This window comes from Bradyrhizobium jicamae (assembly GCF_018130695.1).
Taxonomy (GTDB): domain Bacteria; phylum Pseudomonadota; class Alphaproteobacteria; order Rhizobiales; family Xanthobacteraceae; genus Bradyrhizobium; species Bradyrhizobium jicamae_B.
Genome location: NZ_JAFCJX010000031.1, coordinates 1 through 13,152, shown reverse-complemented (window position 1 = coordinate 13,152; position 13,152 = coordinate 1). Strand labels below are relative to the sequence as shown.

Here is a 13,152-nt window from a genome sequence, read left to right as displayed (position 1 = left end):
ATCGGCATGCGTCCGCTGGAATTCGGCTGGTATCTGCCCACGCATGGCGACACCTGGGCCTATGGGCTGATGGAAGCCCAGATCGCAGGCTCGCCGGAACTTTGTGACCGCGTGGTGCAGGCGGCCGAGCAGGCCGGCTTCGAGTATCTGCTGATCCCGGTCGGCTCGGTGTGCTGGGAGGCCTGGATCACGGGCGCGTTCATGGCGGCGCGGTCGTCGTCGATCAAGCCGCTGATCGCGGCGCGGCCCGGCTACATCAATCCGGTGCTGCTGGCCAAGATGATCTCGACCTTCGACCAGATGTCTGACGGCCGCATCTGCATCAACCTGATTGCCGGCCAGAACGAGAGCGAGGTCGAGGCCGAAGGCGTCCGCTACGCCAAGGAGGAGCGCTACGCGTTGATGGAGGAGGAGGTCTCGATCCTCAAAGCGCTGTGGACCGCGCGCGGCCCGGTGCATTTCGACGGCCAATTTCACCAGATTGCCGGCGCGCACATCCGCCCGCGGCCGCTGCAGCAGCCGTTCCCAAAATTCTATCTCGGCGGCGGCTCGCGGCAGGCCTGGGAGCTGTCGGCCAAACATTCCGACGTGCATCTGTTCTGGGGCGATCTGCCGGAGCGGATCGCTGACAATATCGCCGAGATCAGGCGGATGGCGCGCGCACATGACCGCGAGGACGCCATCGGCTTCGGCATGCGGCTGCAGGTGATCTGCCGGGAGAACGAGGCGGATGCGTGGGAGGCTGCCGACACGCTGGTGCGCCACGCCACCGCGCGGCAGAAGCAGGAAATGAAGACGCTCTACAACCGCTCGGAAGCCAACCAGCGCGTGCAGCAGCTCGCGCGCGACTATGGCGATCTCCTGATGCCGCATCTGTGGACCGGCATCACCAAAGTGCGGCCCGGCGCCGGCATCGCCGTGGTCGGCAACCCCGCGCAATGCGCCGCGACGCTGCAAGCCTTCATCGATGCCGGCTGTCACTCGTTCTGCCTGTCCGGCTATCTGCATGATGAGGAGGCGGAGCGGTTCGGGCGGTTGATCCGGCCGATCCTGGCGGCGAACAACCCCGGGCGGTTGGTGGCGTGATGGATCAACGCTGGCGGTAGCGAACGTCCCCGAGACCGCTTATGATGAGGTGAAGCCGAACGCGTCCGACGACAGCCCAGATGGAGGACATCATGAGAGCAGCTTTGCTCGCGGTTCTGACGGCAGGTTTCTTCCTCGGCACGAGTGCAGCCAACGCCGCGGACGGCTGCGGTGTCGGCTGCCACGCCACCGCGATGGGCGCCTGCGTCGTCGATGGCTGGACGTCAGGCGCGCGCGTCAGGAACGAATGCCCTGCCACCTCGCGCCCCCGTCCTCCCTGCGGCGGTCACGGCTACATCTGGCGGCGGACTCACCAGGCGTGTCTGCAAACCGTTAAGGATTGGCTGTAGAAATTGTAGGGTGGGCAAAGCGACTTCTCGCACCGTAGCTCAACAAGCGAAGGTGGAAGCGTGCCCACCATCACGAGCAAGCCGTAAATGGTGGGCACGGCGCTGACGCGCCTTTGCCCACCCTACGGCACTGAGCATGATCCGGAAAAGTGTGAAGCGGTTTTCCGAAAAGATCATGCTCAAACGAGAAGCCCAAAGCGTTACGCCGGCACAATCACCTTGCCGATCGGCCACAGCGCGATGCCTGCGAGCTTCAGGTGCGCCCAGGCAAAGGGGATGCCGATAATGGTCACCGCGAGCAGGATCGCGGTGAAGAGATGCCCGAGCGCGAGCCACCAGCCGGCGAGGATGAACCAGATCAGATTGCCGATGAAGCCGAGCGGCCCGGTGCCGATGTCGGAATAGCCGGTCACTTCGTCGCGGCGCACCGCGCGCGAGCCGAACGGCAATAATGTGTAGACCGCGATGTTGAAGGCGGCGCGGGCCCAGGGCAGGCCGATGATGGTGATCGCCATGATGACAGCCGCAATCATCCAGCCGGCCGCCATCCAGGCGCCGCCGATCAGAATCCAGAGCAGGTTCAGAAGGATAGAAACAGGCTGCATGACACGACATCCTCACGTCGGGGACAGGCACGCCTGATATAGGTGGGCCGGTCCGCAAGCGGTAGATGGGGCCCCTCATGGTCAGGAGCGCGTAGCGCGTCTCCGGACGATGCTTCGCATCGCCGGGCGAACCATGCGGCCCCGTCCGTGGCCTACATCCTTCGAGACGCGGCCAAGCGGCCGCTCCTCAGGATGAGGGGGGTGTCACGCCGCAAGATTACGCTGTCGCGCGCGTTCGTTCGGCGGTCGCGCCCAGCAGCGCGCGGATGTCGGCCGCCGGCTTCGGCGGGCTGAACAGGTAGCCCTGCATCTCCGTGCAGCCGAGCTGGCGCAGCAGCGCGCGCTGCTGCTCGGTCTCGACGCCTTCCGCGGTCGTCGTCATGTCGCGGGAGGCGGCGATGCTCACCACCGACTTGACGATGGTTGCGGAGCCGTCGAGCTCGATGTCGCTGACGAAGGAGCGGTCGATCTTGATCTTGTCGAACGGGAAGCGCTTCAGATAGCTCAGCGACGAATAGCCGGTGCCGAAATCGTCCAGCGCGATGCGGACGCCGATCGCGCGCAGCTGATGCAGCACGGTCAATGCCGCCTCGTCGTCGCCGATCAGCACGGCCTCGGTGATCTCGAGCTCGAGCCTGGACGGCTTCAGCCCGGAATTGGCCAGCGCGCTCGCGACCTTCAGCGCCAGCGTCTGGTTCTTGAACTGCACCGGCGAGACGTTGACGGCGAGGCGAACGTGGTCCGGCCAGTTCACGGCTTCCGCGCAGGCGGTGCGCAGCACCCACTCGCCGAGCTCCGAGATCAGGCCGGTGTCCTCGGCGACCGGAATGAATTCGGCCGGCGACACCATGCCGCGCTCGGCATGCCGCCAGCGCAGCAGCGCCTCGCAGCCGGTCACCGCGTTGGAGTGCAGGCCGAGCAGCGGCTGGTAATGGATCTCGAAGCCGCCATCGACCATCGCCTGGCGCAGGTCCTGCTCCATCATCAGCCGCGCCTTGGCGCTCAGGCCCATCGCGGGCTCGAAGAAGCGGTGGGTGTGGCGGCCCTCGGCCTTGGCGCCGTACATCGCGATGTCGGCGTTCTTGATCAGCTGGTCGAGCTCGGTGCCGTCCTGCGGCGCCAGCGCGACGCCGATGCTGGCATCGGTCGACAGGTGATAGCCGAGGCAGTCGCAGGGCTGGCGGATCGCCTGGTGCACGGCGGTGACGAACGCCTCGACCTCCTGCGTGTCCCTGATGCCGGTACGGATCACCGCAAACTCGTCGCCGCCGAGCCGCGCGATCAGGTCGCCGCCGCCGAGGCAGGCCTTGATGCGGCTGGCAACCGTTTTCAGGAGCTCGTCGCCGATGTGATGGCCGAGCGAATCGTTGATGCCCTTGAACTCGTCGATGTCGATATAGAGCAGCGCGAACTGCTCGCCGGCCTTCGCCTTCTCCAGCTCGCGCTCGATCTGCTGACGGAACAGCACGCGGTTGGGCAGGTCGGTCAGCGCGTCGTAATGGGCGAGGTGCGCGATCCTCTCATTGGCGCGCCGCTTCTCGGTGACGTCCTCGACGACGTTGATGATGTAGCGCGGCTGGCCCGCCTTGTCGCGGATGCCGATCCGCCGCGAGGTGATGTAGCGCGAGCCCTTGGCCATCGAGCCCTGCAAATGCTCGTCCTTGAACAGGCTGCAATCCGGGGTTTGCAGCAGCTCGTCGTCTTCCGAGGTGACGATATCGGCCCATTTTTCCGGCTGGAAGTCGAACGCCGTCTTGCCGATCACCTCGTCGCGCGACCGGCCGAACTCGGCTTCGGCGACGCGGTTGATCAGGACGTAGCGGCGACTGTCGGCGTCCTTGACCGTGATCTGCGAGGGGATGTGGTCGATGATCTCGCGCAGGAAGGTCTGGTTGCGGTCGCGCTCCTGCTCGAGCCTGCGCCGCTCGGTGATGTCTTCCATGGTCGCGACCCAGCCGCCATGGCTCAGGGGCTTGCTGACCAGGCTGATGGCGCGGCCATCAGGGCATTCCATGACGGAGCTGCTGACCTTGCCCTCACTGATGTTCTTGCGGACCCGCGCACAGAATGCATCGACGTCGCCGGTGAACGAGCCGGTGTCCTTGCGATGCTGGATCATGGCGCGGAAATCGATCCCGGGCTTCACGATCTCGGGGTCGAGGTCGAACATGTCGAGGTAGCGGCGGTTCAGGGTGATGACGCGCCCCGCGGCGTCGTGCAGCACCAGGCCCTGCACCATGTTGTTGATGGCGATGTCGAGCTGCTGCCGCTCCGCCTCGACGCGCTGCTGGGCCTCGCGGCCCTGCCGCACGATCTGGCGGACGATGGCGAACAGCACCATGGCGACGATCGCGGCCGCCAGCGTCGCTGCGATCAGCAGGAAGCGGGTCTGCGCGCGCCAGTCGGCGAGCGCGGCGGTCACGGTGTTGGTGGCGACGATGACGGCGGGGAAGTGGTTGAGCTTGGCCGCGGAGCCGAGCCGCTCGGTGTCGTCGATCGGGCTCCGCACCCGCATGGTCTGCAGGCCGCCCTTGCTCAACACCAGCTCATGCAGCGGCGCGGAGAATTTCCTGCCGAGCAACTCCTCGACATGCGGATAGCGCGCCAGCAGCGTGCCGTCGTTGTGGAACATGGCGATCGCCGCGCTCTTGCCCGGCGCGATCGAGGCGAAAAACTTCTCGTAATTGAGCGGATCGATGCGGCGGGTCATGACGCCGAGGAACGTGCCGTCCGGTCCCGTCAGGCGATGGGCGATCACGGTGCTCAATCCGCCCACGATCAGGCTCTTCAGCGCCTCGGCGCGTACCGTGTCGGGATGCGGATCGAACTTGAAGTTCTTGAAATAGGCGCGCCCGGAGATGTCGAGCTTGGGCGCCGGCAAGTCGCCCGACCAGGCGATCATCTTGCCGTCGGCGTCGAACAGCGAGATGTGCCCAAGGAAGGAGACGCCCTTGGCCTTGAGGATCCGATGGGCTTCCGGCGTCGACATCCTGGTCTTGAACATGTCGGCGGATGCGATCTCGGAGATCCCCAAGTGGTCGATCATGTTCGCGGCGATGGTGTCGGAATCCTCGAACTGCTGGTCGAAATGCCGGGCGAGCAGCAGCACGGTGTTCTCCAGCTCGCGCTCGCTGTTGGCCAGCGCCCGCTCGCGGAATTCGCCGATCATCGTGATGGTGCCGAGGAAGATCACGGTGACCAGCAGGGTGCCGCAGACGCTCAGCCACAGCACCGGCCCGCGCAGCGTGGCCACGACCCGCTGCCAGCTGGCGCTTCGTCCGGACGGGATGCTCTTCAGCCCCTGCAACGATCCATGCATCTCTCTAAACCCCGAGACATGCATACGATGCAGGTGTTCGATATCAGGTTAGCAAATCCGGTTACTCAACATTTAATCGCGGCTTTTGCGGCGCTGACGCACCGGTGGTCCGCATTGCAATGGCCGGCGCGGGCACCAGGCCTGCCCGGTCATCAAGGACGGCAAGAGTCCGTTAAGCAAACCAAAAGGGAGATCGGCGCTGCGCTCCCTCGCCGAAGCCCGCCTTCGGGCGAAGGCGGATGCCGGGGAGAGGCGAGGAGAATCACCGCCGATAGCCGCTGGCGCGGGAGTAGGCGACGCGGCCTTCGGGGGCCGGGCGGGCCGACAGGCTGGCGCGGGATTCGCTCGTCTGCGGGATCGCCGGGCGCAGATCCTCCAGGAAGATCGGCTTGGAGAAGTAGTAGCCCTGGGCGTAGCGGATTTTGGTCGCCGCCTGCAGATAGGCGAGCTCCTCGTAGGACTCGATACCCTCGGCGATCACGGTCATGCCGAGCGCCTCGCTCAGCGACTCGATCGCACGCAGAATGCCCTGGCTGCGCGGCCGCTGATGGATGTCGGTGATGAAGGAGCGGTCGATCTTGATCTCGTCGGCGGTGATGTCGGCGAGCGCCGACAGCGACGAGTAGCCGATCCCGAAATCGTCGATCGAGATGCCGACGCCGATGCCGCGCAGGATCGGCAGGATCTGGTCCTGGAAATGCGACTTGGCGACGAAGGCGTCCTCGGTCACCTCGACCATGAAGCGCGTCGGGAAGCCGGTGTCATCAAGCGCGCGCGCGAACGAGCGCATGAACTCGGGATTGCCGGCCTGCTTGGCGGCGACGTTGATGCTGATGGTCGCGGCCGGGCCGAACGTGTCGTTGATCAGGTCGATCGATTTGACGATCTCGGCCAGCACCAGATGGGTCAGCTCGTCGATCAGGCCGAGCTCGACCGCGAGGTCGATGAAGGTGCCGGGCGCCTGGATCACGCCCTCGTCGTCGCGCAGCCGGACCAGCGCCTCGATGCCCTTGACGTCCTGGGTGCGGATGTCGACCTTGGGCTGGAACGCGCAGCAGAAGCGCTTTTCCAGGATCGCGAGCCGCAGCGACTGCTCGATCTTCATCCGCGCCAGCGCCTCGCGCTCCATGCTGGAATCGAAGAACGCGGTCGAACCCTTGCCGTTGTTCTTGACGCGGTACATCGCGATGTCGGCGTTCTGGCGCAGCGCCTCGTAGCTGCGGCCATGCGCCGGATACAGGCTGACGCCGATCGAGGTCGAGGCGAAGATCTCGGACTGGTCGATGAAGAACGGCGCCTTCAGCCGCTGCTGCATGGTTTCGATGAAATCGCCGACCTCGCGCTGGTCGCGGATCGGGTTGAGCAGCAGCAGGAATTCGTCGCCGGAGATGCGGGACAGGATGTCGGTCTCGCGCAGCGCGTGGCCGAGCCGCTTCGACAGCTCCACCAGCAGCGCATCGCCGACGGCGTGGCCGTAATAGTCGTTGATGTGCTTGAAATTGTCGATGTCGAGGAAGGCCAGCGCGAACGGGGCCACCGGCCCATCGCGGTGGATCAGGCCGTTGACGCGATGCTCGATCACCCGCCGGGTCGGCAGCCCCGTCAGCTCGTCGTAATAGGCCGAGCGGAACAGCTGATCCTCGAACGCCTTCTGCTCGGAGATATCGGTCGAGTTCGAGATCAGGAGCTTGCGGCCGCCGACCTGCGCGGGCCGGTGCGCGGTCAGGAACACGTGCCTCGTCGCGCCATGGGTCAACGCTTCTTCCAGCACCACCGGGCGGCCGGCACGTAGCAGTTCGAGACAGTTTTCGTGGCGCTCGTCGAGCTGCGCGGATTGGCCGGCATTGGCGGCGAGCCGCAACTGCGCCGCGGCGGCGTCGTTCACCAGCAGGAATGTGCCGTTCTCGTCCTGAACGGTCACGCCTGATGGCAGCAGGCGGAAAAGATCGCGCAAAATGCGAAGCTCTTGGTCGCAATTGCTTTCATTAGCGGGCATTGGCGCTCCAGCCTGAAAGTCATGTTTGGAAAGAAGATGCATCCGCCGAGCTTCGCAAGGTCTCTCTTCATTTTGGTTAAGTGGACCCGGGAAAACACGGGTCATAAAGGCGGCGATCGGTCTTTTCACGGCGCTGCCCGCGATCGTCATTAACAGACCATCAATGCGATGCGACGGCGCTTGCGGAAATGGTTGCGACTCCGCGGGCTTGCCGCGCGCGTGCGAAACACTATTCGCTTTGCTTATGCGCTCCGCCTAGTCGCGTTCCGATTGCGGAATCCGGCACTGCATCGTGCAGTGGACGCCGGTCCTGAGATAGCTGATCTCGGTCTTGCCATCGAACGGCCGCAGCGCCGATTTGAGCAGCCTGGTGCCGAAGCCGGCTTCGCCGATGGTCGTGACCGCCGGGCCCTCGGTTTCATCCCAGATCACGTTGAGGCGCTCGTCGTCGGTTGTCCACGACACTTGCAGGAAACCGCGCGGCGAGGAGAACGCGCCGTATTTGGCGGCATTGGTGGCGAGCTCGTGGAAGATCAGCGCCAGCGAGACCGCGAGCTTGGCCGGCAGGAACAGCTTTTCGCCATTGAGGTTGAAGCGGACATGGCCGTAGGGCCCGAGCTCGGAGCGCAGCAAGTCGCCGATATCGCAGCCATGGCCGTCGACGCGCGTGATCAGATCGTCGGTCGCAGTCAGCGCGCGGATGCGGTGGTCGATACGGTCCCACACCTCGGGGCGGTCCTGCAGCGCCTGATGCAGCACGGCATGGATGGTCGAGGATTTGTTCTTCAGCCGGTGCTGCAGCTCGTCGACCACCAGCTTGCGGTATTGCTCCTCCTCGATCAGCCGTTGGGAGATCTCGCGTTGCTGGGTCACGATGGTGCGATAATGCTCGACGCCCCAGATCGCGATGCCGCAAACCGCCCAGAAAATCATCAACAGCGCAAAACGCGCCGGATCGGCATGCACGCCGGAGAAATTCACGAGCACGCCGAGCGCGCCGCTCACCACCGCGGTCGCGATCCCGACCCGGTAGCCGCCGAAGGCGGTGGCAAAGAACACGGCTGGAAAGTAGGGCGTGAAGAACACGTCGGGGCGAATCTGGGCAAGCCCGAACCGCGCCGAGGTGGCCAGCACCAGGCAGAGCACCGCAAATGCGGTCGCAAACATCAGCGAGGGCTGGGAAATCCCCTGCCAGCCCCGCCTGAATTCATCGATCAACTTCGCCATCCCGTTTGTTACTTCACGTGATCAGCGGACCCAAAATAAGGCTGCCGTGACGAAATTCCCGCAGTTGTGGTTTTGCGGTCACAATCGGAACCTCGTGAGGCGTCGAGAAACGCGAATGAGGATTGAGGTGATGTGAGCAGTGCCGCTGGACGCCCTCTCCCGCTTGCGGGGGAGGGTTGGGGTGGGGGTGTTTCCGCGTTGGGAATCTCGATGTGGAGACACCCCCACCCGCCACGCATCTTCGATGCGCGTCGGCCTCCCCCGCAAGCGGGAGAGGCGAAGTGAGCCAGCGGGTCCACCGGCGCTTGCGTTGTGGAAGCCGGTGGGGAATATCGAGATCGCAGGCGCCGACGATGGTTTCCGACCGATCCCATCACGCTTTGGGTGCCTGATCCGCCGGATGGGGACCGCATGAACGCAAGGGTCGAGCGAAAACTGCGCTTCCTGGCCGCGATCATCGCGACCGGCATCATTGCCGGCGTTGTGATCAATTTCGCGCAGGGGCGTACCAGCCCGGTCCAAATACTGACGGGCGCCTGTTACGGTGTGCTCACCTGCGTGGCGCTCGGATCGATCGAATTGTTCATCTTCGACGGCCCGCTCTGGGATTGGCTCAACCGGCTGTCCTTTCTCGCCAATCTGGCGGTGCGCAGCGCGGTCTATGCCGTCGTGATCATTGCCATCCAGTTGCTGCAGCCGGGCGAGATCATCGTGGGATCGCCGCGCGAAACCTCGCTTAGCGTATTCTGGATCAGTGTCGCCTATTCCGCCGGGGTTTCGGTGCTGCTGAACCTCGGCTTCCGCATCGCCACGCTGATCGGCCCGCGCGTCTTCATGAATTTCGTCACCGGGCGCTATCACTTTCCGGTCGAGGAGAACCGTTTCGTGCTGTTCGTCGACATCGCCGGATCGACCGGCCTTGCCGAACGGCTCGGCGGTGTCGGCATTCACCGCTTCCTCGACCGCGCGTTCCGCCTGCTCACCCATTCGGTCGTGGATTATCGCGGCGAGGTCCTCAACTATGTCGGCGACGAGGTGATCGTGACCTGGCGGGAGGAGGCCGGGATGGTCGATTGCCGGCCGCTGCGATGCTTCGCGGCGATGCGCGATGCGCTGCAGGCCGCCGCGCCGCAGTTCGAGCGCGAGTTCGGCGCCGTGCCGCAAATCCGCGGCAGCCTGCATTTCGGTCCCGTGATCGTCGGCGAGATCGGCGACGTCAAGCCCGCGATCGTGTTCAACGGCGACGTCATGAACACTGCGGCGCGGCTGGAGGAACTGAGCCGCAAGGTCGACGGCGGCTTCCTGGCCTCACGTGCCGCGATGGCGCGCTTCAAGGCATCGCCGCCGTTCCCGCTCAGCGATCTCGGCACGCTCCCGATCCGCGGCCGCGTCGACGGGATCGATGTGGTGGGGATTGGGGCGGCAGTGACTGCGTAGCTGCGTAGGGTGGGCAAAGGCGCTCTTGCGCCGTGCCCACCTTCGAGAGCACGCTCGTGATGGTGGGCACGTCGCTGCGCGCCTTTGCCCACCCTACAAGATCTACGAATCTACGAAGTGGGCTTCACCACCACCCTTAAGCCATCCCTTGGCTTCGGGATCGGCCACATCTGCCAGCTCGGCGCATAGTTCGCCGGCAGCGAGACCTCGAGATTCCCGAGGAAATGCCGCGCAAAGCATTTCGCCTGCATGTAGGCGAAGTGCAGGCCGAGGCACATATGCGCGCCGCCGCCGAACGGTATCCAGGCGAAGCGATGGCGGCCGCGCTGCGCCTCGTCGGTGAAGCGCATCGGGTCGAATTTGTCCGGCTCGGGCCAGATCTCCGCCATGTGATGCGTGAACAGCGGATTGATGCCGACCAGCGTGCCGGCCGGGATCGCATAGCCCTTGAACGTGAAGTCGCGCACCGCGCGGCGCGGCATCGACGGCACCGGGGGCTTTAGCCGCAGCGCCTCCTTGAACGCCATCTCCGTCAGCGGCATGGCATTGAGATTGTCGAGGCTGGTTGGCTGGCCGGCGGCGATGCTGAGCGCGCCAATCTCCGCGCGCAGCTTCCGCTGCCAGTCCGGATGCGCCGCCAGCTCGCCGACGAAGGAAGTCAGCGACGACGTCAGCGTGTCATGCGCCGCCATCATCAGGAAGCTCATATGGTCGATGATGTCCTGCTCGGACAGCAGCGCGCCGTCCTCATGCGTCGCCTGGCACAGCTGCGAGAACAGGTCGTCGCCGCCGCCCTTGGCGCGCCGGATCGGAATCTGCTGCGAGAAATAGGCGATGATGCGCTTGCGGCCCTTGACCCCGCGTCCCATCTGCGTGCCCGGCAGCGGCGTGCGGATTGGCGCCACCGCCGCCGCCACCATGTCGACGAAGGCGCGATTGACCTCGTCGACCTCGGGCCCGATCTCGGCGCCGAGGAATGAGGTCGCCGCGAGGTCGAGCGTGAGCTGCTTCATCGCGGGATAGATCTTCATCTCGCCGGGCTTGGCCTTCCATCGCGCCACCCGCGCCGCAATGCCCTTGTCGAGCTCGGTGAAGTAGGACTTCATCGGCTCGGATTTGAATGCCACCGAGAGCGCGCGGCGATGGATGCGGTGCTCGTCGAAATCGCGCAGCATCAGGCCCTTGGGAAACAGCAGGCCGAGGACGCTGCCCCAGCCGTGTTCGGAGGAGAACTGCCTGGCCTGGTCGAACAGCAGGAGCTCGTTGGCTTCGGGGCCGAGCAGCGTGACGCTGGTTTCGCCGAGCAGGTAGGTGCGGTACACATGGCCGTATCTGGCGGCGTTGCGCTCCACATAGCCCTTGGGGTCGGCGAGCGCCGCCAGCGTGTTGCCGATGATCGGCCAGCCCTCATTGCCCGGAATATGCGTCAGCGTGTTGCGCTTTGGCGGCGTGAAGGTGGAGGCGGTGGACGCCACGCTCTGCATCGACATCGGCAATGCTCCAATTGCAACCAGCGGCGGACCCGGATCCTGGATCGGACCCGCTCAATTCCCCGAAAGATCATGCCCAAGCAAAGATGCCCGCTGCCTGGCCGTGGAGGGAAAATAACCCTTTGCCGGTCCGCTGCAAGGCGCGGCCTGCGACACCCAAATCGTGTCGCGGCACCGCCCGTCCATGCTATAGCGCTCTTTCCAATAATGCGGGCAGGGTTTGCGATACGACGTCGCCATCGCTGGGCTCGCTCAAAAACAAGGCGAACGCAGGGAGCAGGCGTCATGTCGAACTTGGTCCGCGGATTTGTGATCGCGCTCACACTCGGCTGCATGACGGTCGGATCGCAGGCCGTGGCGCAGAGCAAGCCGAAGGTCACGAGCCTCGGGCCCGACTATCCGAAGACGGCCATCTTCATCGGCAACAGCTTCTTCTATTACAACAACGGCCTGCCCGGCCATGTCAGCCTGCTCGAGAAGGCCGCCGATCCCGAGCACAAGGCAGCCTATCGCAACACCATGGTCACGATCGGCGGCTCCGGCTTCGACTGGCACGACGTCGAGAGCTATTTCCGCCCCAACGCGGTCGGCAAATATTCCTTCGACGACAACAACGTCGTGGTCTTCAACAAGCCCGGCAGATTGTTCGACGCCGCGGTGATGATGGATTGCAGCCAGTGCCCGATCCATCCGACCTTGAAGCCGGTGTTCATCGAATACGCCAGGAAGGATGCCGACATCGTCCGCACGCACGGCACGCGGCCGATCTTCTTCATGTCCTGGGCCTATGCCGACAAGCCGGAAATGACCGCGCAGCTCGCGGAAGCCTACACCGTCGCCGGCAACGAGAACGATGCGCTGGTGATCCCGGCGGGGCTTGCGTTTGCCCGCGCGCTCCAGCAGCAGCCTGAATTGGTGCTGCACGTCGCCGACAAGCGCCATCCCACACTCGCCGGCACCTATCTCGCCTCCTGCGTGGTGTTCGCCGCACTCACGGGAAAATCACCGGTCGGCAATCCCTACCGCGCCGGCATCGACGAGCAGACTGCAAGATTCCTGCAGCAGGTCGCCTGGGACACCGTGCAGGATTATTACGGGAAGTAGATGACGTTGTGAGGTGAGCACGCCGTTCAGGCTCCCTCCCCCCTTGCGGGGGAGGGCTGGGGAGAGGGGTAAGCCCCGGGCGAGATGATTGCTCAGTGCACCGTTCTCGCAATCCTTCAACCGCTTGTCGTTGCAAAGACTATGGAGAGACCACCCGTGTGAACCCCTCTCCCTAACCCTCCCCCGCAAGGGGGGAGGGAACCCTACCGTCGGCGCGTCCCTCACTGATTGAGGAGCATCGACCTTCCCAGGTAAAATATTTTTCAGAAACTAGATTCGGGTTCGACGAATTTAACTTGACTCCCGACCCAAATCAGTGGTCTAATCCTCGCCGTCTCACCCGACACGAGGGGCGCTCGCGAACGCCACGAACGTGGGTGAGGATGCGGTGGCCGCCGGGCGTGCGACAGGCGTGTGTGCGCAAGGCGGACGGTGAAGTCGTGTGGGCCTGCCGCCCCGATGTTGGTGGCAAGCACGCGAACAGGCTAACGCCTGTCGCTGGCGATGGTGGCACAAAAGCAGAGTCTCACCAGGGCGA

9 protein-coding genes are annotated in these 13,152 nt (G+C 64.7%); 4 read left to right on the top strand and 5 right to left on the bottom strand.

The window, feature by feature from the left end:
• Window positions 1-6 precede the first annotated feature (6 nt).
• The gene (locus tag JQ604_RS33340; RefSeq protein WP_212364966.1) at window positions 7-1,086 is read left to right on the top strand and encodes an LLM class flavin-dependent oxidoreductase; all 1,080 of its coding nucleotides are present in this window, start codon (window positions 7-9) and stop codon (window positions 1,084-1,086) included.
• A 92-nt stretch (window positions 1,087-1,178) separates the two neighbouring features.
• Window positions 1,179-1,436 carry a GCG_CRPN prefix-to-repeats domain-containing protein gene (locus tag JQ604_RS33335; protein ID WP_249159050.1) on the top strand — a complete coding sequence of 86 codons (258 nt, stop codon included), beginning with the start codon at window positions 1,179-1,181 and terminating at the stop codon, window positions 1,434-1,436.
• Between the two features lie 200 nt (window positions 1,437-1,636).
• Here JQ604_RS33335 and JQ604_RS33330 read toward each other — a convergent pair whose 3' ends face one another.
• From JQ604_RS33330 to JQ604_RS33315, 4 genes are all read right to left on the bottom strand, one after another.
• Window positions 1,637-2,041, bottom strand: a complete 405-nt coding sequence (locus JQ604_RS33330) for a YccF domain-containing protein (protein ID WP_212364964.1) — start codon at window positions 2,039-2,041, stop codon at window positions 1,637-1,639.
• Between the two features lie 217 nt (window positions 2,042-2,258).
• Window positions 2,259-5,360, bottom strand: coding sequence for a bifunctional diguanylate cyclase/phosphodiesterase (locus tag JQ604_RS33325; RefSeq protein ID WP_212364963.1), 3,102 nt, complete (start codon window positions 5,358-5,360; stop codon window positions 2,259-2,261).
• A 262-nt stretch (window positions 5,361-5,622) separates the two neighbouring features.
• Window positions 5,623-7,356: a putative bifunctional diguanylate cyclase/phosphodiesterase gene (locus JQ604_RS33320; protein ID WP_212364962.1), complete on the bottom strand. Its 1,734-nt coding sequence runs from the start codon at window positions 7,354-7,356 to the stop codon at window positions 5,623-5,625.
• Window positions 7,357-7,611: 255 nt separating this feature from the next.
• The gene (locus tag JQ604_RS33315; RefSeq protein ID WP_212364961.1) at window positions 7,612-8,583 is read right to left on the bottom strand and encodes a sensor histidine kinase; all 972 of its coding nucleotides are present in this window, start codon (window positions 8,581-8,583) and stop codon (window positions 7,612-7,614) included.
• A 411-nt stretch (window positions 8,584-8,994) separates the two neighbouring features.
• Here JQ604_RS33315 and JQ604_RS33310 point away from each other — a divergent pair, with 411 nt between their 5' ends.
• Complete coding sequence (locus tag JQ604_RS33310; RefSeq protein ID WP_212364960.1) at window positions 8,995-10,020, top strand: adenylate/guanylate cyclase domain-containing protein; 1,026 nt, start codon at window positions 8,995-8,997, stop codon at window positions 10,018-10,020.
• A gap of 110 nt (window positions 10,021-10,130) precedes the next feature.
• On the opposite strand, the gene JQ604_RS33305 is transcribed toward JQ604_RS33310, so the two are convergent.
• Window positions 10,131-11,510 carry a cytochrome P450 gene (locus tag JQ604_RS33305; protein WP_212364959.1) on the bottom strand — a complete coding sequence of 460 codons (1,380 nt, stop codon included), beginning with the start codon at window positions 11,508-11,510 and terminating at the stop codon, window positions 10,131-10,133.
• 294 nt (window positions 11,511-11,804) lie between these two features.
• Here JQ604_RS33305 and JQ604_RS33300 point away from each other — a divergent pair, with 294 nt between their 5' ends.
• Window positions 11,805-12,614, top strand: a complete 810-nt coding sequence (locus JQ604_RS33300) for a DUF4886 domain-containing protein (protein WP_433996310.1) — start codon at window positions 11,805-11,807, stop codon at window positions 12,612-12,614.
• Window positions 12,615-13,152: the final 538 nt, after the last annotated feature.